General features: G+C 68.0%; 20 protein-coding genes and 1 tRNA gene. 13 read left to right on the top strand and 8 right to left on the bottom strand.

The window, feature by feature from the left end; translation table 11 throughout:
- Nucleotides 1–16 precede the first annotated feature (16 nt).
- Nucleotides 17–3,502, bottom strand: a complete 3,486-nt coding sequence (mfd, locus tag Taqua_RS06820) for a transcription-repair coupling factor (RefSeq protein WP_144325896.1) — start codon at nt 3,500–3,502, stop codon at nt 17–19.
- 28 nt (nt 3,503–3,530) lie between these two features.
- Between mfd and ispD the strand changes: the two genes are divergently transcribed.
- On the top strand, nt 3,531–4,736 hold the full coding sequence (gene ispD / locus Taqua_RS06825) for a 2-C-methyl-D-erythritol 4-phosphate cytidylyltransferase (RefSeq protein ID WP_221933922.1): 1,206 nt from the start codon (nt 3,531–3,533) through the stop codon (nt 4,734–4,736).
- A 5-nt stretch (nt 4,737–4,741) separates the two neighbouring features.
- On the opposite strand, the gene Taqua_RS06830 is transcribed toward ispD, so the two are convergent.
- Together Taqua_RS06830 and ompR are read right to left on the bottom strand one after the other, a co-directional pair.
- Nucleotides 4,742–6,061, bottom strand: a complete 1,320-nt coding sequence (locus Taqua_RS06830; RefSeq protein ID WP_246094647.1) for an ATP-binding protein — start codon at nt 6,059–6,061, stop codon at nt 4,742–4,744.
- Nucleotides 6,058–6,780: an osmolarity response regulator transcription factor OmpR gene (ompR, locus tag Taqua_RS06835; RefSeq protein ID WP_144325902.1), complete on the bottom strand. Its 723-nt coding sequence runs from the start codon at nt 6,778–6,780 to the stop codon at nt 6,058–6,060. Before ompR ends, Taqua_RS06830 begins: the two co-directional genes overlap by 4 nt.
- A gap of 149 nt (nt 6,781–6,929) precedes the next feature.
- Here ompR and Taqua_RS06840 point away from each other — a divergent pair, with 149 nt between their 5' ends.
- A complete protein-coding gene (locus Taqua_RS06840; protein WP_144325904.1) occupies nt 6,930–7,658 on the top strand; it encodes an SIMPL domain-containing protein in 729 nt (242 codons plus the stop codon).
- Between the two features lie 24 nt (nt 7,659–7,682).
- On the opposite strand, the gene Taqua_RS06845 is transcribed toward Taqua_RS06840, so the two are convergent.
- Nucleotides 7,683–8,453 carry a 3-hydroxybutyrate dehydrogenase gene (locus Taqua_RS06845; protein WP_144325906.1) on the bottom strand — a complete coding sequence of 257 codons (771 nt, stop codon included), beginning with the start codon at nt 8,451–8,453 and terminating at the stop codon, nt 7,683–7,685.
- Nucleotides 8,454–8,533: 80 nt separating this feature from the next.
- Here Taqua_RS06845 and Taqua_RS06850 point away from each other — a divergent pair, with 80 nt between their 5' ends.
- From Taqua_RS06850 to Taqua_RS06870, 5 genes are all read left to right on the top strand, one after another.
- A complete protein-coding gene (locus tag Taqua_RS06850) occupies nt 8,534–9,508 on the top strand; it encodes an alpha/beta fold hydrolase (protein WP_144325908.1) in 975 nt (324 codons plus the stop codon).
- Nucleotides 9,505–11,727, top strand: a complete 2,223-nt coding sequence (locus Taqua_RS06855; RefSeq protein ID WP_144325910.1) for a RelA/SpoT family protein — start codon at nt 9,505–9,507, stop codon at nt 11,725–11,727. Before Taqua_RS06850 ends, Taqua_RS06855 begins: the two co-directional genes overlap by 4 nt.
- A gap of 91 nt (nt 11,728–11,818) precedes the next feature.
- Nucleotides 11,819–11,895, top strand: a tRNA-Val gene (locus Taqua_RS06860).
- Between the two features lie 235 nt (nt 11,896–12,130).
- Nucleotides 12,131–14,821, top strand: coding sequence for a replicative DNA helicase (locus tag Taqua_RS06865; protein ID WP_144325912.1), 2,691 nt, complete (start codon nt 12,131–12,133; stop codon nt 14,819–14,821).
- A gap of 19 nt (nt 14,822–14,840) precedes the next feature.
- Complete coding sequence (locus Taqua_RS06870; protein WP_144325914.1) at nt 14,841–15,074, top strand: DUF2789 domain-containing protein; 234 nt, start codon at nt 14,841–14,843, stop codon at nt 15,072–15,074.
- 15 nt (nt 15,075–15,089) lie between these two features.
- Here Taqua_RS06870 and Taqua_RS06875 read toward each other — a convergent pair whose 3' ends face one another.
- From Taqua_RS06875 to Taqua_RS06885, 3 genes are all read right to left on the bottom strand, one after another.
- The gene (locus Taqua_RS06875) at nt 15,090–16,451 is read right to left on the bottom strand and encodes a sensor domain-containing diguanylate cyclase (RefSeq protein ID WP_144325916.1); all 1,362 of its coding nucleotides are present in this window, start codon (nt 16,449–16,451) and stop codon (nt 15,090–15,092) included.
- 96 nt (nt 16,452–16,547) lie between these two features.
- Nucleotides 16,548–17,303 (bottom strand): GntR family transcriptional regulator, encoded by a 756-nt coding sequence (locus Taqua_RS06880; RefSeq protein WP_144325918.1) that lies wholly within the window; start codon nt 17,301–17,303, stop codon nt 16,548–16,550.
- Nucleotides 17,300–18,961, bottom strand: a complete 1,662-nt coding sequence (locus Taqua_RS06885; RefSeq protein WP_144325920.1) for a sigma-54-dependent Fis family transcriptional regulator — start codon at nt 18,959–18,961, stop codon at nt 17,300–17,302. The genes Taqua_RS06880 and Taqua_RS06885 overlap by 4 nt, the downstream gene beginning before the upstream one ends.
- Before the next feature lie 377 nt (nt 18,962–19,338).
- Here Taqua_RS06885 and Taqua_RS06890 point away from each other — a divergent pair, with 377 nt between their 5' ends.
- Genes Taqua_RS06890 through Taqua_RS06915 form a run of 6 tightly spaced genes read left to right on the top strand, consistent with a single transcriptional unit; the run spans nt 19,339 to nt 23,908 of the window.
- Complete coding sequence (locus Taqua_RS06890) at nt 19,339–19,539, top strand: phenol hydroxylase subunit (RefSeq protein ID WP_342780909.1); 201 nt, start codon at nt 19,339–19,341, stop codon at nt 19,537–19,539.
- A gap of 3 nt (nt 19,540–19,542) precedes the next feature.
- Nucleotides 19,543–20,538: an aromatic/alkene monooxygenase hydroxylase subunit beta gene (locus tag Taqua_RS06895; RefSeq protein WP_144325924.1), complete on the top strand. Its 996-nt coding sequence runs from the start codon at nt 19,543–19,545 to the stop codon at nt 20,536–20,538.
- Nucleotides 20,539–20,566: 28 nt separating this feature from the next.
- Nucleotides 20,567–20,836, top strand: a complete 270-nt coding sequence (locus Taqua_RS06900; protein WP_144325926.1) for an MmoB/DmpM family protein — start codon at nt 20,567–20,569, stop codon at nt 20,834–20,836.
- A 25-nt stretch (nt 20,837–20,861) separates the two neighbouring features.
- Nucleotides 20,862–22,406, top strand: coding sequence for an aromatic/alkene/methane monooxygenase hydroxylase/oxygenase subunit alpha (locus Taqua_RS06905; RefSeq protein ID WP_144325928.1), 1,545 nt, complete (start codon nt 20,862–20,864; stop codon nt 22,404–22,406).
- A 27-nt stretch (nt 22,407–22,433) separates the two neighbouring features.
- Nucleotides 22,434–22,790, top strand: a complete 357-nt coding sequence (locus Taqua_RS06910; protein WP_144325930.1) for a phenol hydroxylase subunit P4 — start codon at nt 22,434–22,436, stop codon at nt 22,788–22,790.
- A gap of 50 nt (nt 22,791–22,840) precedes the next feature.
- On the top strand, nt 22,841–23,908 hold the full coding sequence (locus tag Taqua_RS06915; RefSeq protein ID WP_144325932.1) for an NADH:ubiquinone reductase (Na(+)-transporting) subunit F: 1,068 nt from the start codon (nt 22,841–22,843) through the stop codon (nt 23,906–23,908).
- On the opposite strand, the gene Taqua_RS06920 is transcribed toward Taqua_RS06915, so the two are convergent.
- The gene (locus tag Taqua_RS06920) at nt 23,879–24,823 is read right to left on the bottom strand and encodes a LysR family transcriptional regulator (protein ID WP_144325934.1); all 945 of its coding nucleotides are present in this window, start codon (nt 24,821–24,823) and stop codon (nt 23,879–23,881) included. The genes Taqua_RS06915 and Taqua_RS06920 overlap by 30 nt on opposite strands.
- Between the last annotated feature and the right edge of the window lie 6 nt (nt 24,824–24,829).

Below are 24,829 nucleotides of genomic sequence, written 5' to 3' on the forward strand. Positions count from 1 at the left end.
GGGGTGTAGGAGGGGCTCACGCACGGACGGCTGGCGGCTGGCCCAGGCTGCGCAGCACGTCGCGCACCAGTTGCACGCGGTCGCGCGGCTCGGGCAAGGCGCGTTCGATCTTGAGGCGGTCTGGTCCAGCGAGCTTGATGTGGCGGTTTTTCTGGATCAGTTCGATGATGCGCAGCGGCTCCACCGGCGGGTTGGGGCCAAAGGTGATGAGGATGTGGCTCGGGGCGGCGTCGATTTTGACCACACCGTAGCGCTGCGCCAGCACGCGCAGACGATGCACGTCGATGAGGTTGTGCGCCGCTGGTGGCAGCCGGCCGAAGCGGTCGACGATTTCCTCGACCAGCTGGTCGATCTGCTCGTGGGTCTTGGCCGTGGCCAGTTTTTTGTAAAAGCTCAGGCGCAGGTGCACATCGCCGCAGTAATCCTGCGGCAGCAGGGCCGGCGCATGCAGGTTGATGTCGGTGGTGGCGGCCAGCGGTTTGAGCAAGTCGGGCTCGCGCCCTTCGCGCAGTGCACGTACCGCTTCGGCCAGCATCTCGTTGTAGAGCTGAAAGCCGATTTCGGTGATATTGCCGCTTTGCGCTTCGCCCAACACCTCGCCCGCACCGCGGATTTCCAGGTCGTGCATCGCCAGATAAAAGCCGCTGCCGAGCTCCTCCATTTGCTGAATCGCCTCCAGCCGTTGCGCGGCCTGCTTGGTCAGGCCCTGCAGGTCGGGCACCAGCAGGTAGGCGTAGGCCTGGTGGTGGCTGCGGCCGACGCGCCCGCGCAGTTGGTGCAGCTGCGCCAGGCCGAACTTGTCGGCACGGCTGATGATGATGGTGTTGGCGGTGGGCACGTCGATGCCGGTCTCGATGATGGTCGAGCACAGCAGCAGGTTGAAGCGCTGGGCGACGAAGTCGCGCATGACGCGCTCCAGCTCGCGCTCGGGCATTTGGCCGTGGGCGATGGCAATGCGCGCCTCCGGCAGCAGTTGTTCCAGTTGGGCGCGGCGGTTGTCGATGGTTTCGACTTCGTTGTGCAAAAAGTACACCTGCCCGCCGCGCTTGAGTTCGCGCAGCACCGCTTCGCGGATGACGCCGTGGTTTTCTTCGCGCACAAAGGTCTTGATGGCCAGCCGCCGCTGCGGGGCAGTGGCGATGACCGACAGGTCGCGCAGGCCCTCCAGCGCCATGCCCAGCGTGCGCGGGATCGGCGTGGCCGTCAGCGTCAGCACGTCCACCTCGGCACGCAACGCCTTGATGGCTTCCTTGTGGCGCACGCCGAAGCGGTGCTCCTCGTCGATGATGAGCAGGCCGAGGTTTTTGAACTTGGTCTTTTCGCTCAGCAGCTTGTGCGTGCCGACGACGATATCGATGCTGCCGTCGGCCAGCCCCCGCAACGCGGCGGCGATCTCTTTGGGCGTGCGAAAGCGGCTCATCTCGGCGATGCGCACCGGCCACTTGGCAAAGCGGTCTTTCAGCGTTTGGTAATGCTGCTCGGCCAGCAGCGTCGTGGGGGCCAGCAGCGCGACTTGTTTGCCGCCGCTGACGGCGACGAAGGCGGCGCGCAGCGCCACCTCGGTTTTGCCAAAGCCGACGTCGCCGCACACCAGGCGGTCCATCGGCCGCGGGCTGATCATGTCCTGGATGACGGCGTGGATGGCGGCACGCTGGTCGGGCGTTTCCTCAAAGCCAAAGTCGTTGGCAAACGCTTCGTAGTCCTTGGCGTCGAAGCGGAACGCGTGGCCTTGGCGCGCGGCGCGGCGGGCGTAGACGTCCAGCAGCTCGGCAGCGGTGTCGCGCACCTGCTCGGCGGCTTTGCGCTTGGCTTTGTCCCACTGGCCGCTGCCCAGGCGGTGCAGCGGGGCTTCGTCGGCGCCCACACCGGTGTAGCGGCTGATCAGGTGCAGCTGCGACACTGGCACGTACAACGTGGCGCCCTGGGCGTACTCCAGATGCAAAAACTCTTGCAGGGCCGGCGTGCCGTCGGGGTTTTTTTCGCCCAGGTCCAGGTTGACCAGGCCGCGGTAGCGGCCAATGCCGTGCTGGGTGTGGACCACTGGATCGCCGGGCTGCAGCTCGCTGAGGTCTTTGATCAACGCCTCGACGTCGCTGGTGGCCTCCTGCTTGCGGCGGCGGCGCAGCGCGGGCGCGCTGGCAAACAGCTCGGTCTCGGTCACCAGGTCGATGCCGACCTCGACCCAGGCAAAGCCGGCCGCCAGCGGGGCGGTGGCCAGCCCCAGGCGGGCCGCGCTGGCCACAAAGGCGTCGATGCCGTCGAACACTTCGGGTGCGAGGTGGCTGGCGCGCACGAAGTCCAGCAGGTTCTCGCGCCGTCCGTCGCTGTCGGCCAGCAGCAACACGCGCGTGCTGCTGCGCTGCAGGTGGTCCTTGAGGCGTTGCAGCGGCTCGTCGGCGCCGCGTTGCACGGCCAGCGGCGGCAGCGGCTGCACGGCGTGGCCCCAGGCGGCGGCGACTTGCGCCGCCTCGGCCGGCCGCAGCGCCCACTGCGGGTATGGCTTGGCGCGCTGCCAGAATTGCTCCGCACTCAAAAACAGCGTCGGCGGCGGCAACACGGGCCGTTCCGGGTCGCCTTGTGCCAGGCGGTGACGCTCGCGGGTGTCGTCCCAAAAGCGTTGTAGCGCCGCATCGACGTCGCCATGCAGCACCAGCGTCGCTTGCGGCCCCACGTAGTCGAACACCGTGGCGGTGTCGTCGAAAAACAGCGGCAGGTAGTACTCGATGCCGGCGCCGGCCACGCCGTTGGCCATGTCCTTGTACAGGCGGCTCTTGGTCGGGTCGCCCTCCAGCAGCTCGCGCCAGCGGGCACGGAAACGCGCACGGGCGGCCTCGTCCAACGGAAATTCACGCCCGGGCAACAGCCGCACCTCGGGCACGGGGTATAGGCTGCGCTGGGAGTCGGGGTCGAAGGCGCGGATGGAGTCGATCTCGTTATCAAAGAGGTCGATGCGGTACGGCAGCGCCGACCCCATCGGGTACAGGTCGATCAAGCCACCGCGCACAGCGTACTCGCCGGGGCTGGCCACCTGGGTGACGTGCTGGTAGCCGGCCAGCACCAGCTGCTCGCGCAGCTTGGCTTCATCGAGCGTTTGCCCGACGCGGAAGTGGAAGGTGTAGGCGGCCAAAAACGACGGCGGTGCCAGGCGGTACAAGGCGGTGCTGGCCGGGATCAGCACGACGTCGACGCCGTCGTCGGAGCGCCGCTGCAGGATGCGCCACAGCGTGGCCAGCCGCTCCGAGATCAGGTCTTGGTGCGGCGAAAAGGTGTCGTACGGCAGCGTTTCCCAGTCGGGAAACAGCGCGCAGTGCAGCCCGGGTGCCAACGCCGGCAACTCCTCCAGCAGGCGCTGGGCGTCGGCAGCGTCGGCGCAGACGATGACGGTGGGCTGGCCGGCGTCGCGGTCGCGCGTGGCCTGGCGGGCCAGCAGCAGCGCGTCGGCGCTGGCGCTCGGGCACGGGGAGACGTAACGTTGTCCGGGGTGTAGGCGCGGCAGATCCATGAGGGGGTGCATTCTAGAATCGACGGCCATGAGCCTAGCCACCGACCGATCGCCGGCGCGCTGCTGGGCGCTGGTGCCCGCGGCCGGCACCGGCAGCCGCAGCGGGTTGCCGGTGCCGAAACAGTACCAGCGGCTGGGGCCGCGCTGTGTGTTGGACCACACGCTGGCGGCGCTGTGCGCCGTGCCGGACCTGGCCGGCGTGGCCGTGGTGCTGGCGCCCGATGACGATCACCCGTGGACACCCCCGCAGGGCGTGCAGGTGTGGCGCGTGGGCGGGGCCACGCGCGCGGCCAGTGTGTTGGCCGGGCTGCGGCAATGGCAGGCCCATGGGGCGCGCGACGACGACTGGGTGCTGGTGCACGATGCGGCGCGCTGTCTGCTGCAACCTGCTGACGTGACGGCGCTGCTGGACGCCTGCCGCGACGACCCCGTGGGCGGGCTGCTGGCCGTGCCGTTGGCCGACACGCTCAAACAGGCCGCTGCCGACGGCCGGGTGGCGACGACGCTGCCGCGCGACGGTAAATGGCTGGCGCAGACGCCGCAGATGTTTCGCCTGGGGGTGCTGCTGCGCGCGTTGCAGACGCACCAGGCCACGGGGTTTGCCGGCATCACCGACGAGGCCAGCGCCGTCGAAGCGCTCGGCCTGGCCCCGCGGCTGGTACGTGGCCGCACGCACAACATCAAACTGACCTACCCGGAGGACGTTGCCGTGGCACAAGCCTTGCTGCCTGAGGCCGAACCCGCGCCGTGGCGTGTTGGCGAGGGCTGGGACGTGCACGCCCTGGTGCCGGGGCGCCGTTTGGTGCTGGGCGGGGTGGAGATCGCGCACGAGCGTGGGTTGCTTGGCCACTCCGACGCCGACGCGCTGCTGCACGCCATCACGGACGCGCTGCTGGGCGCGGCCGGCCTGGGTGACATAGGCACCTGGTTTGCCGACACCGACGCGCGCTACAAGGACGCGGATTCGATGGAGCTGCTGGCCCGGGTGGCGGACGAGGTGCGCACACGCGGCTGGCGGCCGGTCAACATCGACGCCACCGTGGTGGCGCAGGCGCCGCGGCTGGGGCCGTACCGTGCGGCGATGCAAGCCAACATCGCGCGCGCTGTGGGGCTGGCCGCGGCAGCGGTCAACGTCAAGGCCAAGACGGCCGAGCGGCTGGGGCCGGTCGGCCAGGGGTTGGCCATCGAGGCGCGGGCGGTCGTGTTGCTGCAGCGCAGCATCGGCGCGGCGTGACGCCGTCACCCCGCCGCGGGGATGGCCGCGGGCAGGGTGACGATCGCCGCCAGACCACCGTCCTCGGGCAGCTCCAGCCGCAACTGCCCACCCATGCGCTGCAGGGTGCGTTGCACGATCGCCAGCCCAAGCCCGCTGCCGGGGGTGGAGCGGGCCTGCTCGGCGCGGAAAAACGGCTCCGTCAGGCGCGGCAGCACCTGCGCATCGACGCCCGGGCCGTGGTCGCGCACCGTCAGCCGCACGCTGCCTTCGCCGTCACGCGCGGCGTGCAGGTCGATGCGTGCCACGCCGTCGGCGCCGCGGCCATGGCGCACGGCGTTGGCCAACAGGTTGACCAACACGCGGTGCAACGCGGTCGGGTCTGCCCGCACCTGCAGCTCGGTTGGTACCTGCACTTGCAGCGCCACGCCGTCGCGGTCGTGCACCTTGGCGCAGGCGCGCTGCACCGCCTCGTGCAGCGGCAGCGCCTCGCTTTGCAGCGGACGCTCGCGTGCGAAATCCAAAAATTGGCTCAGGATCGAGTCCACGTCGGCAATGTCGCCGGCCATGCGCTCGCGCGTGTCGGCGTCGGGCACGCCCAGCTCCACCTCCAGCCGCAGGCGCGCCAGTGGCGTGCGCAGGTCGTGCGAAATGCCGGCCAGCATCAGCCGGCGGTCGGCCTCGGCCCGCGCCAGGCGCGCCGCCATCGTGTTGAAAGCGTGGTTGACGCGCGCGATTTCCCGCGTCGGCAGGCGCTCGCTCAAGCGCGCGCCTTCGAAGTCGCCTTCGCCAACCCGCTGCGCGGCCTGCGCCAGGCGTTGCAACGGCTGGTTGATGAGCCGCGTGATCACCACCGCCCCCACCAGCGACAGCCCCACGGCGGTGGCGCCCCACACCAGCCAAGTGCGGCCCTGCACCCCCGCCAGCCGCGCCGGGTCGGCCAGCAGCCAGTACTTTTCGTCTTCGATGGCAAAACCGATCCACAGCCCGTCAAAGCCATTGACCTCCTGCGCCACCAGCGTGCCCGGCCCCAGCCGCTCCTGCAACGCCTGCGCCACACGCGCGCCCAGCGTTCCGTCGTCAAACGGCCGGTACGTATCGCTGGCTTCGCGCACGGCGATGCGCACGTTTTCCTCGTCCACCAGCGTTTTGACCAGCGCCACGCGCGCGATCGGGTCGGTGTAAATCAGCGAGGCGCGCGTCAGGTTGACCAGCGACGCCAGCGCCTGCGCGCTTTGCAGTGCGCGCGGCTCCTGCTCCAGCGTGCGCAGCGCCTGGAACCACGCCAGCGCGTTGACCGTCAGCAACGCCACCAGCAGCAGGAAGTTGCGCCAAAACAGGCTCATCGGTCGTCCGGCACGAACATGTAGCCCACCCCCCACACGGTCTGGATGTAGCGCGGGTTGGCGGGGTCTGGCTCGATCAGCTTGCGCAGGCGCGACACCTGCACGTCCAGGCTGCGGTCGAACGGTTCGAACTCGCGTCCACGCGCCAGTTGCGCCAGTTTTTCACGCGACATCGGCTGACGCGGGTGGCGCACCAGGGCTTTCAGCATCGCGTACTCGCCGGTGGTCAGTGTGATCTCCTGCCCGTCGCGCGTCAGGCGCCGGCGGCCGAGGTCGAAGGTGAACGGCCCAAAGTGGACCACCGCACCGTCGGCCGCCGCTGCACCGGGGGCCTCGGGGGGCGGGCGGCGGCGCAGCACCGCGTGGATGCGCGCCAGCAGCTCGCGGGGGTTGAACGGCTTGGGCAGGTAGTCGTCCGCGCCCAACTCCAGGCCGATGATGCGGTGGACGTCCTCGCCCTTGGCGGTCAGCATGATGATCGGCGTGGACTCGCCGGCAGCGCGTAGTCGCCGGCAAATCGACAGCCCGTCTTCGCCGGGCAGCATCAGGTCCAGCACGATCAGATCGGCGCCTTCGCGCTGCAGCAGGCGGTCCAGCCGGGCGCCGTCTTCGGCCAGCAACACCTCGAAGCCCTCTTGGGCCAGGTAGCGTTGCAGCAGCTCGCGGATGCGCGCGTCGTCATCGACAATGATCAGGCGGGTGGGGCGACGTGGGGTCATGCGTCTTGCCAATCGGTGTAGCCAACCATGGCGCAGATTGTGCGGGCAAACGCCCGCAACATGCGTAACGGGGTGTGACGGCGCTGCCGCAAGCGCCGGGCCTGCGGCATACTCCGGACGCCACCGATAACCCCAAGGAGGATGCAACGATGCCAAGCGATCGACAACGTAGCCGCAGGGGATGGACGGCGTTGGCGTTGGTGGCCGTGCTGACGGCGCCGCACGCTTGGGCCGAAGCGACGCTGGCCCAGCAGCCGCGCCGTGTCGTGCACCTGAGCGCGCAGGCCACGCAGCGGGTGATCCAAGACTGGGTCACCCTGACCCTGCAGGCGCGGTTGCAGGCCGCCGACGCAAGCGCGGTGCAGACGTCGCTGGCCGATACGCTGCGCCAGGCGCTGGCCGCCTTGCGCGCGCGGGCGCCGGCCGACGGGGTGGAGCTGCGCACCGGCGCGTTCGTCGTGCAGCCGCGCTATGGCCGGGAGGGGCACATCGTCGGCTGGCAGGGCAGCGCCGAAATCGTCGTGCAGGGGCGCGACGTAGCGACCGTGACCGCGTTGGCGCCAGCGGCCCCCGGTATGGCGGTGGCGTCGGTGCGCATGGGCGTGGCGCCGGCCACGCAACAGGCGGCCCATGCCGCACTGCGTCAGCGTGCCATCGAAGCCTTTCGGCGCCAAGCCGACGAGGTGGCCCAGGCCTTTGGCGCGCGCGGCTGGGTGTTGCACGAAGCCCACGTCAGCCAGGCCGACGCGGGCAACCCGCCGCCGGTGCTGCGCGCGGCCACCCTGGCCGTTGGCCCAGCCGAGGCCGCGCCCTTGCCATTGGAGGCCGGGCAAGACACGCTCACGGTCACCGTGTCGGGCAGCATCGCCCTGCAGTGACGCGCTGGGCGTGTGGTGGGGGTGTCACTGCGCGGCCCAGCCGCCGTCCATGTTCCAGGCCGCACCGCGCACGTTGTCGGCGGCCGGCGAGCACAAGAACACCGCCAGCTCGCCCAGTTGCTCCGGTGTGGTGAACTGCATCGAAGGCTGTTTTTCACCCAGCAGTTGCCTTGTGGCCTGCTCGACGCTGATGCCTTGCTGCGCGGCGCGGTCGTCCACCTGCTTTTGCACCAGCGGCGTCAGCACCCACCCGGGGCAAATGGCGTTGCAGGTGATGCCGGTGGTGGCGGTTTCCAGCGCCACCACCTTCGTCAGCCCCACCAGGCCGTGCTTGGCGGCGACGTAGGCCGCCTTGTGCACCGAGGCCACCAGGCCGTGCACCGACGCGATGTTGATGATGCGCCCCCAGTTGGCCGCCTTCATGGCCGGCAGCGCCAGCCGCGTGGTGTGGAAGGCGCTGCTGAGGTTGATGGCAAGGATGGCATCCCAGCGCTCGGGCGGGAAGTCCTCCACCGCCGCCACGTGCTGGATGCCAGCGTTGTTGACCAGGATGTCGACGCGCCCAAAGCGCTCGGCGGCGGCGTGCATCATCGCTTCGATCTCGGCGGGCTTGCTCATGTCGGCGCCGTGGTACAGCACCTGCACCCCCAGCGCCTCGATGGCGGCGCGCGCGCCGTCCACATCCCCAAAGCCGTTGAGCACGATGTTGGCGCCGCGCGCGGCCAACGCCTTGGCGATGCCCAGCCCGATGCCGCTGGTGGAGCCCGTCACGAGGGCGGTCTTGTTGTGTAGCATGGTTGGCCTCCTTGCCGATCCGCTAGGATCACGTCACCGTTACGAACAGCATTCATTATCCGCCACTGCCTTGTCACACCATGGAACCCACACTGCACCGTATTCCCGTTGCCGGACCGGCCGCCCGCGGGGGCGGCGTGCGCCACCTGGCCTGGTGGGCGTGGAACGTCACCGGCCAAGCCTGGCCGGCGCGGGCGGTGGTGTGCGTGCACGGCTTGACGCGGCAGGCGCGTGACTTCGATGTGCTGGCCCAGGCCCTGGCGCCCCACATGATGGTGGTGGCGGTGGACGTGGCGGGCCGGGGCGAGAGCGACTGGCTCGACGACCCCATGGCCTACCAAATCCCCACCTACGTGGCCGACTTGGCCCAACTCATCGGGCACTTGCGTCAGCGCCATGCCGAGCACACCGGGGCGGCCGAGCCGCTGCAGATCGACTGGGTGGGCACGAGCATGGGCGGCCTCATCGGCATGGCCATCGCGGCGCAGCCGGCCATGGCCATCCACAAGCTGGTGCTCAACGACGTCGGGCCGGTCATCGAACCCGCGTCGCTGCAGCGCATTGCGCGCTACATCGGCGGTGACCCGGTGTTTGCCAGCGTGGACGAGGCGGCCGATGCGCTGTGGGCGGCGTCGCCAACCTTTGGTCCGCACACCCGTGAGCAGTGGTTGGCGTTGACCCGCCCGATGCTGCGCCCTGCCCGAGGTGGCGGCTGGCGGCTGCACTACGACCCCGCGCTGGCGGTGCCTTTTCGCGCGCTGGCCCAGGCGCAGCAAGCCGCGCAGCAGGCCGACCCGGCGGCGGCGCGTGACGCTGCGGCGTCTGCGGCGCAGGCCAGCGAAGCCATGCTGTGGGCCATCTACGACGCCATCACCTGCCCGACGTTGCTGCTGCGCGGCGCCGAGTCCGACTTGCTGTCGCGTGCCACCGCCGAGGCGATGACGCAGCGCGGCCCACGCGCGCGGCTGGTGGAGTTTGCCGGTGTCGGGCACGCGCCGATGCTGGTGCAGCCCGATCAGGTGCAGGTGGTGCGGGACTTTTTGCTGGCGCCATGATCAGCGTTGCCCACGGTACGACCGACGCGGCTAGCGCCGCGGCCATCCACGCGGCGCTGGACTCGCCGCAGGCGAACGACCAGCGCGCCCTGGCGCGAGCGCGCGCCTTTGCCGAGCCGCTGTTGGCGCCCGAGCGCCTGGACACCGGCGAGCCCGCCTTGCAGCACGCCGACGGGGTGGCGCAGATCTTGGCGCGCATCGGTGGCACCGCCGAGCTGCAAGCCTGTGCCTACCTGGTTTACGCGGTGGGCTACCTGGCGCGCCCAAGGGACATCATCGCCAAGGCGTTTGGCGAGTCGCTGGCCGACGTGGCATTGGAGACGCACAAGCTTATTCAGTTGCAGCGGCAGGCGCGCGCACGGGCACCGGCGGCCGACGCCGCCGCGAGCGGCAGCGAGCTGGACCGTGCCCAGACCGAAAACGTGCGCAAGATGCTGCTGGCGTTTTCGCGCGACCTGCGTGTGGTGCTGCTGCGGCTGGCCTCGCGCCTACAAACGCTGCGTCACTACGCCGCCACCAAGCAAGTCCCCCCAAGGGCGCTGGCGGCCGAGTCGCTGCATGTGTTTGCGCCGCTGGCCAACCGGCTCGGCATCGGGCAGCTGAAGTGGGAGCTGGAGGACCTGGCGTTTCGCTTTCTGGAGCCCGACACCTACAAGACCATCGCGCGGCTGCTGGACGAAAAGCGCATCGAGCGCGAGGCCCACGTCGAGCAGGTGCGCCAGCGGCTGGAGCTGGCGCTGCGCGAGCTGGGCCTGGAGGCCCAGGTGCAAGGGCGCCCCAAGCATATTTACAGCATCGTCAAAAAGATGCGCGGCAAGGGGCTGTCGTTCGACCAGGTGTACGACCTGCGGGCGCTGCGCGTCATCGTCGGCACGGTCGATGAGTGCTACCGCGTGCTGGCCTGGGTGCACGAGCACTACACACCGGTGCCGGAGGAGTTCGACGACTACATCGCCCGCCCCAAGCCCAACGGCTACCAGTCGCTGCACACGGTGGTGCGCGACGAACAGGGGCGCGCGTTCGAAATCCAGATCCGCACCCGCGCGATGCACGAGCACGCCGAACACGGCGTGGCAGCGCACTGGGCCTACAAGGAAGCGGGCACCAAAGGCTACGCCGGGGTCAGCGCCAGCTCGTCGTACGATGCCAAGATCGCCGTGCTGCGCCAGCTGCTGGCGTGGCAAAGCGACCTCACCGGCGTGGCGCACGGGCTGTTCGACGACCACATCTACGTCTTCACGCCACAGGCGGCCATCGTCGAGTTGCCCAAGGGTGCCACCCCGGTGGACTTTGCCTACGCTGTGCACACCGACCTGGGCCACCGCTGCCGCGGCGCCAAGGTGGACGGCCAGATGGTGCCGCTCAACACCCCGCTGAGCACTGGGCAAACGGTGGAAATCATCGCCGCCAAGGAAGGCGGGCCGTCGCGGGACTGGCTCAACCCCGAAGCGGGCTACCTGGTCAGCCACCGCGCCAAGGCCAAGGTGCGCGCATGGTTCAACGCGCTGGCGGCGCAGGAAAACATCGCCCGCGGCCGCGAGCAGGTGGAGCGGCTGCTGCAGCGCGAGGGGCGCACCGCCACCAACCTGGAAGCGCTGGCGCAAGCCTTGGGCTACGCCACGCCCGAGGCGCTGTTCGAAGCGGTAGGCAAAGAAGCGATCACGCTGCGCGCCATCGAGCAGCAGCTGGCCCCGGCGGCCCCGACCACCGCGCAGCCCCCGACGCCGGTGCTGAAAAAAGCCCGCGCCATGTCGCGTGGCGCCAGTGCCGATGTGCTGGTGGTGGGGGTGGGGGCGCTGATGACGACGCTGGCGCGCTGCTGCAAGCCAGCCCCGCCGGACGAGATCCGCGGCTTCATCACGCGCGGCAAAGGCGTTAGCGTGCACCGCGCCGACTGCCCGGATTTTGCCGCGCTGGCGGCGCGCCAGCCGGGGCGCGTCATCGACGTGGCCTGGGCCGGTACCCCAGCCGGCGGCCCGCACGCGCCCGTGTACGCGGTGGACGTGGGCGTGCAGGCCCAGGATCGCCAAGGCTTGCTGCGCGATATCACCGAGGCCTTTGCACGCGAAAAAATCAACGTCATCGGTGTGCAAACCCAAACCGTGCGCGACGTGGCCTGGATGACGTTTACCGTGGAGGTCAGCGACGCTTCGCGCGTGGCGCGGGTGATGGCGGTGCTGTCGGACGTGCCCGGTGTGATCAAGGTGTGGCGGCGTTGACGGCGTCCGGCATCAGGCCATTTTTGCGCTATACTCTCGGTTCTGTCGGACACGCAACGCCACACAATGGTTTGTCACCCGGCAGCGACCCAGGCGCGTAGCTCAGCTGGTTAGAGCACCACCTTGACATGGTGGGGGTCGTTGGTTCGAGTCCAATCGCGCCTACCAGTTTGCAAGCCCCAAAGCCCGCCACGTGCGGGCTTTGTGCTTTTGGGGCTGCACCATTCATGACGTACCATCGCGGTATGGCAGGGACTTGGGTTGCGTGGGCCGAAGCCGACTTTGCCGAACTGTGACGCCACCACGACGCCCCCGGTTGGCGCCAGCGTTGGCTGGCGGGCCAGGCTGGCTGAAACACGCCAACCGGCGCGGGCGGGCGCGGATGCTGCCACAATCGCGTGCGATGAACGACGCATCGATCGACCCCCTGGCGGCGCTGTCGCCGCTGCTGCCCCCGCTGGAGCACGACCCGCAACTGGCGGCGCTGCGGGTACCTCCTCACTCCCTGGAGGCCGAGTCCAGCGTGCTGGGCGGGCTGCTGCTGGACAACGCCGCGTGGGACCGCGTGGCCGACCTCATCACCGAAAGCGACTTCTATCGCCCTGAGCACCAGCGTATCTTCGCCGCCATCGACGCCCTGATCGGCGCCGGCAAGCCTGCCGACGTCATCACGGTGCACGAGCACCTGGCCAGCCTGGGTCGCGCCGACGAGGTGGGTGGGCTGGCCTATCTGAACCAGCTGGCGCAGTACGTACCTAGCGCGGCCAACATCCGGCGCTACGCCGAAATCGTGCGCGAGCGTGCCATCCTGCGCAAGCTGATCGCCGCCAGCGACGATATTGCCGCGCAAGCCTTCGCGCCGCGTGGCAAGCCCGTGGCCACGATCCTGGACGAGGCGGAGCAAAAAATCCTGTCCATCGGCGAAGAAGGCAGCCGCATGAAACAGGGCTTTCAGTCGATGGACAAGCTCGTGGTCGAGCTGCTGGATCGCGTGCAGGAGATGGCCGACAACCCCAACGACATCACCGGGGTGCCGACCGGCTTCATCGACCTGGACCGCATGACCGCCGGTTTGCAGCCGGGTGACCTCATCATCATCGCCGCGCGCCCGAGCATGGGTAAAACGGCCTTTGCGATCAACATCGCCGAGCACGTGGCTTTGCACGAGGGCTTGCCGGTGGCGGTGTTTTCGATGGAAATGGGTGCGGCGCAGCTGGCGGTGCGGGTGGTGGGTTCGATCGGGCGCATCAACCAAAGCCACCTGCGCACCGGCAAGCTGGCGCCCGACGAATGGCCGCGCCTGACCGAGGCGATCGAAAAGCTGCGCCACGTGTCGCTGTACATCGACGAGACGCCCGGCCTGACGCCGGCGGAGCTGCGCGCCAACGCGCGCCGACTGGCGCGCCAGTGCGGCAAGCTCGGCCTGATCGTCGTGGACTACCTGCAGCTGATGAGCGGCGGTGGCAACAGCGACGAAAACCGCGCCACGGAGCTCGGCGAAATCTCGCGCGGCCTCAAGATGCTGGCCAAAGAGCTGCAGTGCCCGGTGATTGCGTTGTCGCAGCTCAACCGCGGCGTCGAGCAGCGCACCGACAAGCGGCCGATGATGTCGGACTTGCGCGAGTGCGTGACCGGCGATACGTTGGTGTGCCTAACCGATGGGCGTCGTGTGCCGATCGCGCAGCTGGTGGGGCACCGCCCTGAGGTGTGGGCCGTCGATGAGCGCCAGCGCCTGGTGCCGGCCCAGGCCGACCTCGTGTGGCACGTTGGCCAGCGCCCGGTGTACCGCGTGCGGCTGGCCAGTGGCCGTGAGCTGTGTGCCACGGCCCAGCATCGTGTGCTGGCGGGCGGGGGGTGGACCACGGTTTGCGAGCTGCGTGTGGGCGACCGCGTGGCGCTGGCGCGGCAGATCCCCAGCGCGCCGACCGCAGCCGATTGGCCCGAGGAACACCTGGCCCTGTTGGGCCATCTGATCGGCGATGGCAGTTATTTGGTGGGCCAGCCGCTGCGCTACACCACCGTCAGCGAGGACAATGCCGCCATCGTCGAGCGGGCGGCGCAGACTTTTGGGTGTACGGTGCGCCGGCACCAAGGCGCGGGCCGGTGGTTTCAGCTGACCATCGCGGGCAATGGCAACCGCTGGCATCCGCGTGGGGTCAATGCCTGGCTGCGCGAGCTGGGTATTTTTGGCCAGCGCTCCCACGACAAGCGTATTCCACAAGCGGTCTTTACGTTGAGCGACACCAGTATCGCCACGCTGCTGCGCCATTTGTGGGCCACCGATGGCTCGATCCACGTTCGTCCCCCCGGGCAAAAGGGGGCGCCTCGGGTGTATTTTTCCACCGCCAGCGAGGGGCTGGCGCGCGACGTGGCGGCGTTGCTGCTGCGGCTGGGCCTGGTGGCGCGGGTGCGCAGGCCCAGCTCCAACGGCAGGGTATGGACGGTGGATGTGTCTGGCGCCGAACAACAGCACCGCTTCTTGGCGACGGTGGGTGCCTACGGGCCGCGCCAGGCCGCCGCGCAGGCGCTGCAGCGGTGGCTGGATGCGCTGGGGGCCGACGGGGGAAACGTCAATGTGGATACGTTGCCGGCCAATGTGTTCGAACGCGTCAAAGAATTGATGCGCGCGCGTGGTATCTCGCAGCGGCAAATGGCGGCCATGCGGGGCACCTCGTACGGGGGGGCGGCGCATTTTCGGTTCGCGCCTTCCGGGGCGGTGTTGCAGGATTACGCCGAACGGTTGGACGACGAAACCTTGCGTCGTTGGGCCACGTCCGACCTGTTTTGGGATCGTGTGGTGGCGGTGGAGCCCGCCGGCGAAGCGGACGTGTACGACCTGACGGTGCCGGGGCCGAGCTCGTGGCTTGCCGACGGTGTCGTTAGCCACAACTCGGGCGCGATTGAACAGGACGCCGACATCATCATGTTCATCTACCGCGACGAGTACTACACCAAAGACCAGTGCAAGGAGCCCGGGGTGGCTGAGATCATCATCGGCAAGCAGCGCAACGGGCCCACTGGCACGGTCAAGCTGGCGTTCCTGAGCGCGTTGACGCGGTTCGAAAACTTGGCGGGGTACGATACAGGTTACTGAACGCGTACGGGAGTACGGTATGGAACGACCAATACACGACCTGGCCGAGCTGTTTGCGCAGCTTGGCCTACCCAACGACGAAGCGTCGATGCGTGCCTTCATCGAACAACATGCGCCGTTGCCGGCCGATGTGGCGCTGGCCGACGCGCCATGGTGGACGCCGGCGCAGGCACGCTTTTTGCACGACGCCAAATGCGAGGACGCCGACTGGGCGGAAGTGGTGGACCAGCTCGACGCTGCGCTGCGTCGCTGAGTGGCCGCAGCCCGCTCAGAGGTCCGGTGCCGGCACGGCTGCGGGTCCGCCGCGCCCGTACCAGCGCACGATGACGCGGCCCTTGCCGGCGTCTTTGGCGCGGTACATCAGCTCGTCGGCCTGGGCCAGCAGCGCCGGCAGCGACTGGCAACCACGGAACAACAGCACACCGACGCTGCAGCTAGGCTGTACCGTGTGGTCGCGGACCGGCACCGGCTCCGCCATGGCTTGCACGATCACGCGGGCGGTGCGCATCGCCACGCGCTGCGCCCGCAGCGGCGCTTGCCCGATGTCGGTCAGCAGCGCCAAAAACTCGTCGCCGGCCAGCCGTCCCACCGGGTCGGTGGCGCGCACGCTGCCGCGCAAGCGCTGCCCCAACGCCTGCAGCACGGTGTCGCCCGCCGGGTGGCCGTGGCGGTCGTTGATTTGCTTGAAATCGTCGAGGTCGATGAACAGCAGCGCGCACCAACTCGGCTCACGTTGCTGGCGCAGCACCGCTTGCTCGATGCGGTCCAGCAGCAGCCGCCGGTTGGCCAGGCCGGTGAGCGGGTCGATGAACGCCAGCTCGGTCAGCTCATCCTCGCGCTGCTTCAGCGCGGTGATGTCGCGCACCAACATCACGAAGCGCGCCGGCCCGGGCCCGTGCGCCTGCTTGCGTGCCACCGAAAGCTCAAACCAGCGCCGTCCCATCGGCAGGTCCAGCGAGTAGCGGTAACCGCGTGCGTGGCCATGGCGGTCGGCCTCGGCCATCGCCGCTTCGCCCACCGCCACCACGTCGGCCGGCAGCAAATCCCGGTGGTTGTGCCCGACGATGGCGTCGGCGGGCGCCGCCAGCAAGCCGACATCGGGCGTGTAGACGCGGTGAAACACGCCGTGGCGGTCGATTTCGAACATCAAGTCCGGCAGGGCGCGCAGCGTGGCGTCGAGTTCGGCGCGCGTTTCGCGCAACGCCACCTCGGCGCGCTTGCGCGCCGTGATGTCCTGCGCCAGGCCCACGTAGCCCGCGAAGTGCCCCCGCGCATCGAACTGGGGTACGCCACTGATCGCACACCAGCGCGCCCGCCGGCCGGGCAGACGCCATGCCAGCTCGAGGCCCCGAAACGGCTTGTGCGCCCACAGCACGCGCTGGTGGCGACGCCACTGGGCCACCGGCAGCTGGAAGGCGGGGCTATCCCACGGGGTATGGCCAAGCAGAGCGTCCAGCATCGGCAGCGGCTGGTCGGGGCGCAAGCTTTCCACCCGAACGATGCGCAGCTGGGCGTCCATGGCCCATCGCCAATCGGCCACCAGCGCCAGCCACGCGTCCACATGCTGCGGCCATGCCGGTGCGGCCGCCGCAGGTTCGGCAGCGGTTGTCGTTGGGATGCCGGTGGCCATCGCACGCGTGCCCAAGTTAGAAAATGAAAACTATGGCACGTTGTGGCAAGCTGTGTCTATCCCCCATTTGGGGGGGCAGAGCCTTGTGCTGTCCTCTCAGGTCGCGGAGCCGTCGTAATGCAGTGCCTTGCGCAATGGCCCGGTTGACCGCATGGCGGCTTGCGCGGGCAGGCTGCCGTCACGCGCCAGCAGGTCGTAGCTGGCGCGGATGTGGGCCTCTAGCGCCAGCGCTGCGCGTGCCTCGTTACCATCCATGGCCGCCTCGTAGATTTGCCGGTGCTCGCCCACCACGTCACGGCGTTGGGTCGGCAGCAACGCGATGGCCACGCGACGGTAACGTTCCCCGTGGCGCGCCAGCACGCGCCACACCCGCAACGTCCAGGCCGAGGGGCGCCCGGAAATCAGCACTTCATGAAAGTGCGTGTTCAGCGCTTCCCACTGTTTTCGGTTTTGGGGGGTGATCGCGCAGCCGTCGAGCGCCTCGAACGCGCGCTGCAGCTGCGTGCGCCACGCGGCGCCGCCCAGGCGGATGGACTGACGCAGGGCGTCCAGCTCGATGTGCAGCCGCAACTCCGTCAGGTCGGCCAAATCCTGCAGTGAAATCGGCGTGACACGAAAGCCCCGCTGACCCTCGGTTTCGACCAACGCGTCGCTGACCAACCGGGTCACGGCTTCACGCAAGGTGCCGGCGCCGATGCCGTAGCGCAGCCGCAGGTGTTCAATACGCAACTTTTCGCCTGGCGCTAAGCGGCCTTCGACGATGTCGTCGCGTATGCGCGTGTAGACCAGCTCGATGAGCGTGCGCGGTGACCCGGTCTCTGGCGCCACCTCGGGGGCCCTGCGTTTGCTCATGGGGCAGACTCCTGCACCGGCTGCGCCAAGCGGTAACGCAGTTGCGCCCGCGTCATGCCCAGCGCGCGTGCGGCGGCGGTGAGGTTGCCGCCGTGCCGTTGCACGGCCTCCTCAAGCAAGCTGCGCTCCAGCTGCGCCAAGCTGATCCCACGACGCACCATATCGTCCAGCACGTGGCCGACGTCCCCACATGGTCGTGTCGCCAGCCGCCCGTCGTTGCCCAGCACCACGTCGGGCTCCGTTGGCCTGCCTGGGAAGAGGTGCGAAGCGTCGATCCGGGTGCCGGATGTGGCCAGGATGACGCCGCGTTCGATCAGGTTTTCCAGCTCACGCACGTTGCCGGGCCAAGGGTAGCTTCGCATGGCGTCCAGCGCACGGTCCGACAGGCCGATCGTATGTTTGCCGTGCTGCGCGGCAAAGCGGCGGATCAAGTGCCGCGCCAACGGTTCGATGTCCTCAGGGCGTTCGCGCAGGGGCGGTATGCGGATCGGGTAGACGTTGAGCCGATACAGCAAATCGCGCCGGAATCGCCCCTGCGCCACGGCCTCCTCCAGGTCGACGTTGGTGGCTGCCACCAAGCGCACGTCCACCTTTTTGGGGTGGCTCCCACCCAAGCGCTCCACTTCGCCCTCTTGCAGCACGCGCAACAGCTTGGCTTGGGCGGGCAACGGCATGTCGCCGATTTCATCGAGGAACAGCGTACCGCCGTGCGCACGCTCGAACCGCCCGGGTCGGGCGGCGTGCGCTCCCGTGTACGCGCCGCGCTCCACCCCAAAAAGTTCGCTCTCGATCAGGTCGGTAGGCAGCGCGGCGCAATTGACGGCAACGAATGGGCCGTGGGCACGCTGGCTCCAGGCGTGCAGCGTGCGGGCAAAACGCTCCTTGCCAACCCCGGTTTCCCCGGTCAGCAAAACGGTGACATGGGTTTGGGCCGCTTTGCGCAGCAGCTCCAGCGCCTGCTGGAAGGCGGGGGACTCGCCCAACAGCGCGCTACCATCGTCGGGCGAGTGCAGCGTGGAGCGCAGCGTTTCGACTTGCTGCTGCAAATCCTCGAACCTCAGCAGCATCGGGTCGGCCTCGTAGTCGGCGGCCAACAGTTCACCATCGGGCCAATCGCGCTGGGGGCGCCCCTCGATACGGCAGTGGCTATGGCCGCAGGCTGCGCAAGCCACTTCCTTGTAGTAAATCGGTTGTCCAAAAAAGCCGCTGGTGTAGCCCGAGGCGTAACCGAGCAGTATCCAGCAAACCGGCTCACTTTGGGGACCGAAATCGCGCACGTGGGCATCCACCTCCCAGCTGTGATCCCAGCGAAACACGCCCAGGTAGTGGCCTCTGTCAGCGTCGTACTCGAAGCGCTCCGGGGTCACTTGAACGGCACCTTCGAGCATGTGCAATTGCGGGCCGACCGCGAACACTTCGAACAGCGGCGCCTTGGGCCGCACCTGCCGCGCCAACTGCGCGTCCGCCAAACCAGCAGCGTACCCTGCACGCAGCAGCAAACGACGGGTGGCGTCGCGGCCGATGGTTTGGAACAATTCCCGCCGCAAGGCACCAAGCGCTGCTGCGTGGATCAGCAGCATGCGCTGCCCGGCCAGCCAAATGCGCCCGTCGTGGGCAGAGAAGTGAATGAGTCGGCGCAGGTCGTCAGCGCCGGGCATGGGTAACGATCGGTTCACATATTTGATTATCGATAACAAAGTTTCCGAAGGCTCTTGGGGTTAACCCTGATGCGCCGTGGCTGAAATCGTACAGTCTAGGCGCGCGCCGTGGCTGATTTGATCGTGCTGCTATGCAGCATAAGGCGTTGACGCAGGCTTGGACGCGTAACGCCATCGGCAGGACTGGTCGCTGCTTGGGCCTTGTGGGTATCGATGGTTCAGGGTTTTCCCTTATTTTTATCGATTGATACGCCATGCTGGGCCATGGTTGGCATGGAACGTGCTGAGCAGTGGACATGTTTTCGTCGTGTCACCATGCCATGACTGCTTCTTCGCCGCCCCCCACCCCATACCCCGTTTTTTTCGAGGGTGTGGACGTGACCCGGAAATTCGTGCGCGTCACCGCCGAGCGGGGCGATTTCATCGAGTTCGACTTCGCCATCGGCTGGCCCGAGTTGTGCGTGGAGCTGGTGTTGCCCCGCGCCGCGTTCGAAGATTTTTGTGTTCGCCACGCCGTCACCCGGCTGGCACCGCAGCCTGAATCCCCCACCGACCCCGTAGACGACGAGGAGATCTGACCGATGACCACCATCGACATCCAGACGCGCAGCATCAAGCCGCTGCGCACCACCTACCACCATGTGGCGCAGTACATCGGCGAGGACAAGGTGCCCAGCCGGTACGAGGAGGCCACCCTGGGCGCACAGCCCTGCGTGAACTTCCACTACCGGCCCACCTGGGATCCCGACCACGAGCTGTTCGACACGCGGCGCACCCGGGTGGTGATGAGCGACTGGTACAAGCTGCGTGATCCGCGACAGTTTTATTACGCCACGTGGACCATCACCCGCGCGCGTCAGCAAGACGCAATGGAGGCCAACTACCAGTTCGTGGAGCAGCGCGGCCTGATCGACAAAATGCCTGCGGCCGTGCGTGAAAAGGCATGCCAAGTGCTGATGCCGCTGCGCCACGTGGCGTGGGGCGGCAACATGAACAACGCGTCGGTGTGTGCCTATGGCTACGGCACGGCGTTCACCGCGCCGACCATGATGCATGCGTTGGATCACTTGGGGGCAGCGCAGTACCTGACCCGCCTTGGGCTCGCTTTGGAAGGTCCAGACGTGCTGGAGGTGGGGCGGCAGGCTTGGTTAAACGATCCCTCGTGGCAGTCGCTGCGGCGCTATGTCGAAGACACCTTTGTCGTGCGTGACCCGTTCGAGTTGTTCGTGGCGCAAAACGTGGCGCTCGACGGCCTGTTGTACCCACTGGTGTATGGCGCGTTTGTCGACGACCACATCGCCATGCAAGGCGGTACTGCGGTGGCCATGCTGACGGCGTTTATGCCAGAGTGGTTCGAAGAAAGCAGTCACTGGGTGGACGCCGTGCTGAAAGTCGCCGCGGCCGAGTCGGACGCCAACCGTGCGTTGATTGCCGGATGGGTGCGTGATTGGGGCGGACGTGCCGAAAACGCTCTGCAGCCCGTGGCGGCCCTTGCGCTGGGCGAGGCGGGGGCGGCCGCCCTGGCCGATGCGCGCCAGGAGCTCGAAGCACGCCTTGCCAAGGTCGGTGTTGCTTAAAACGTACGCACCACCCAGGAGTACAGCCATGTCCAATGTCTTTATCGCATTCCAGGCCAACGAAGAAGCACGTCCGATCGTCGAGGCTATTCTGGCCGACAACCCCAATGCCCAGGTTGATCACTCGCCAGCACTTATCAAAATCGACGTACCGCAGCGCCTGACGATACGCCGACAGACGATCGAAAATATTACCGGGCAGCCCTTTGATTTACAGCAAATACACGTCAACCTGGTGACGTTGTCCGGTCACGTCGACGAAGACGATGACCAGTTCATCCTGAGCTGGAAACACTAACCTCACCACCCAAGGAGACCTGAACATGGATACCCGCGTCCTCAAACGCAAACTCGGCCTCAAGGAACGCTACGCCGCCATGACGCGCGGCCTCGGCTGGGAGACCACCTACCAGCCGATGGATCAGGTCTACCCGTACGACAAGTACGAGGGCATCAAGATCCACGACTGGGACCAGTGGCAGGACCCGTTCCGCCTGACCATGGACGCCTACTGGAAATACCAGGGCGAGAAGGAACGCAAGCTCTACGCCGTCATCGACGCCTTCGCGCAGAACAACGGCTTTCTGGGCATCAGCGATGCGCGCTACGTCAACGCGCTGAAGCTCTTCATCCAGGGCGTCAGCCCGTTGGAGTATTACGCGCATCGTGGCTTTGCGCATGCCGGCCGTGCGTTCCGCGGCGAGGGTGCCCGTGTGGCATGCCAAATGCAATCGATTGACGAGCTGCGCCACTACCAGACCGAAACGCATGCCATCAGCACCTACAACAAGTACTTCAACGGCATGCACCACGCGAACCACTGGTTCGACCGCGTGTGGTACCTGTCGGTGCCGAAGAGCTTTTTCGAGGACGCCTGCACCGCCGGCCCGTTCGAGTTCCTCACCTCGGTGAGCTTTTCGTTCGAGTATGTGCTGACCAACCTGCTGTTCGTGCCGTTCATGAGCGGCGCGGCGCACAACGGCGACATGTCCACCGTCACCTTCGGCTTCTCGGCGCAGTCCGACGAGAGCCGCCACATGACGCTGGGCATCGAGTGCATCAAGTTCATGCTGGAGCAGGACGAGGGCAACGTGCCGATCGTGCAGCGCTGGATCGACAAGTGGTTCTGGCGCGGCTACCGGCTGCTGACCCTCGTGGCCATGATGCAGGACTACATGCTGCCCAAACGTGGTCTGAGCTGGAAAGAGGCCTGGGAGATGTACGCGGAGTCGAACGGAGGAGCGCTTTTCAAAGACCTGTCGCGCTACGGGATCCGCGAACCCAAGGGCTGGGTTGACGCCTGCGAAGGCAAGCACCACATCAGTCATCAGGCGTGGAACACATTCTACAACTATGCGGCGGCGGCAGCGTTCCACACCTGGGTACCCAGCGACGAGGAGCTCGACTGGTTGAGCCAGAAATATCCGGATAGCTTCGACCGCTACTACCGCCCGCTGTTCGAGTACTACCGAGAGCAGCAGCAAGCGGGCAATCGGTTCTACAACAAGAACCTGCCGATGCTGTGCACGACGTGCCAGGTCCCGATGCTGTTCACCGAGCCGGGCGACCCCACGCGCATCTGCTACCGCGAGTCCACGTACGAGGGCGAGACCTACCATTTCTGCAGCGACCACTGCAAGGGCATCTTCGACCACGAGCCCGAGAAGTACGTGCAGAGCTGGCTGCCGGTGCACCAGATCTACCAGGGCCACTGCTTCAAGCCGGGGGTGGACCCGACCGCGCCGGGCTTCGACCCGCTGGCAGCGGTGCTGGACTACTACGAGCTGCAGTTCGGCCGCGACAACCTGGACTTCGAGGGTTCGGAGGACCAGCGCAACTTCGCCCGCTGGCGCGCCGGCGCGGCCTGAGCCCCCACACGACGAGGAGACCCCGACATGAGCGTTGCCGCCGTCAAGGAATACCGATTTCCCGCGCAGGACACGGTGGACAAGTTCCCCGCCCCGCTGCTGTACATCGGCTGGGAGGACCACCTGATGTTCTGTGCGCCGTTTTGCCTGCCGCTGCCGCCGACGATGCCGTTCGGCGCCCTGATCAGCGACGTGCTGCCCGGCCTGTACGGCTACCACCCGGACTTCGCGCGCATCGACTGGACACAAGCGCAATGGTTCAAGTCCGGCCAGCCGTGGACGCCGGATCCAGCCAAGTCGCTGGCCGACAACGGCCTCAAGCACAAGGACGCGATCCGTTTCCGCACGCCGGGCCTTACCGGCATCAAGGGCTCGCACCACTGAAACCGGCCGTGCGCGGTCCCGCGCCGCGCTCGGCCTCCCGACATGATGGCATGACGCACCAACTAACCATCGAGCCTCTGGGCGCGGCGCTGGACGTCGCACCCGGGCAAACGCTGCTGGACGCTGCCCTGCGCCACGGCATCTACCTGCCGCACGCCTGCGGTCACGGCCTGTGCGGCACCTGCAAGGTGCAGGTGCTGGCCGGCGAGGTCGACCACGGCCCGGCCAATCCGTTCGCCCTGATGGACGTCGAGCGCGAGGAAGGCAAGACGCTGGCGTGCTGCGCCACGGCCCTGTCCGACGTCGTCATCGAAGCCGACGTCGACGAGGACCCGGACGCCGAAGTGATCCCACTGCGCGACGTCACGGCCACCGTGGCGCGCGCCGAGATGCTGACCCCCGCCATCCGCGGCCTGTGGCTGCGGATGGACGAACCGTTGCCATTCCAGGCCGGCCAGTATGTGCAAGTGCATGTGCCGGGGGTGGAGGGCACGCGCGCCTTCTCGATCGCCAACAGCCCGCAGGAGGTACAGGCCACCGGCCTGCTCGAGCTCAACGTGCGCCGCGTGCCGGGCGGCGCCGCCACCACGTGGCTGCACGAGCGGCTGGCGCCGGGCGACCGGCTGCGCCTGAGCGGCCCCAACGGGCGCTTCTTCGTGCGCCGCTCGGCCGGCAAGCCGCTGATCTTCCTGGCCGGCGGCTCGGGCCTGTCCAGCCCGCGCTCGATGATCCTGGACCTGCTGGCCACCGGCTGGGGTCAGCCGATCACGCTGGTCTACGGCCAGCGCACGCGCGACGAGCTGTACTACCACGAGGAGTTCGTCGCGCTGGCCCGGCGCCACTCTCACTTCCATTACGTGCCGTGCCTGTCGCACGAGCCCGACGGCAGCGGCTGGGACGGCGCACGCGGCTTCGTGCATGAGGTGGCCAAGGCCCACTTCGGCGGGCAGTTCGCCGGCCACCAGGCCTACCTGTGCGGCCCGCCGCCGATGATCGAAGCCTGCCTGGCCACGCTGATACAGGGCCGCCTGTTCGAGCGCGATATCCACACCGAGCGCTTCCTGACAGCGGCCGATGCCGCCAGCGCCTCACGCAGCCCGCTGTTCCACCGGATCTGAGCCATGGGGCCCGCCGTCCGCCCGTACCGACGCCAGGAACGCGGCCAGCACCGGCGAGGGGTCATCTTTGCGCCACAGGCAGCACAGCTCCATGTCGCGCAACGACGGGCTGTTCAAGGGGCGAAAGACCACACCAGGCAGGCGCAGATTGGCCGCGGAGCGGGTGGTGATCGCCACCCCGAAACCCGCCGCCACCAGGGCGACGGCGGTGACGACGTCCTCCACCTCCTGCTCGACCCGCAGGGTCACCTCCTCGGCCTGGAAGGCCGCCCGCACCTCGTGCGCCAGGCCGTGCAGCGGCAGGTTGGGATACAGAATCATCGGCACCCCGTCGAGCTGGGGCAAGCGCACCTCGTGCGCCGCCGCCAGCGCATGCTTGGCCGGCAGGGCGACGCGCAGGGGCTCGCGCAGCAGCCGCTCCACCGCGATGTCGGGCTCGGGCGGCACCAACCGGTTGAAGCCCACGGCAATGCGGCGGTCGCGCAGCGCCTGGAGCTGCTCGGCCTTGGTCAGGTTGTGCAACACGATGCGCACCTGCGGGCGCTGCGCGTGAAACCGCGCCAGCAAACGGGGAATCGCGTCGAGCACGCCCGAGCCAAACAAGCCGACGTCCAGCCGCCCGGCGATGCCCTGCCCCGCCGCGCGGGTGCGCTCGGCGGCCTGCTCGCCCAGCGCCAGCAGATGGCGGGCCTCGTCGGCCAGCACACGGCCGGCCTCGGTGAGCTGCATGCCCTTGGTGGTGCGCAGAAACAGGGTGACGCCCAGCTCGGCCTCCAGCGCCTGGATATGGCGCGACAGCGGGGGCTGCGCCATGTGCAGACGCTCGGCCGCACGGCCCACATGCCCTTCCTCGGCCACCGTCAGAAACAGGCGCAGGCGACGGCCGTCCTGCAGCGCCCGGGTCCAGCTTTCCATACCGAG

This window comes from Tepidimonas aquatica, assembly GCF_007556585.1.
Taxonomy (GTDB): Bacteria; Pseudomonadota; Gammaproteobacteria; order Burkholderiales; family Burkholderiaceae_C; genus Tepidimonas; species Tepidimonas aquatica.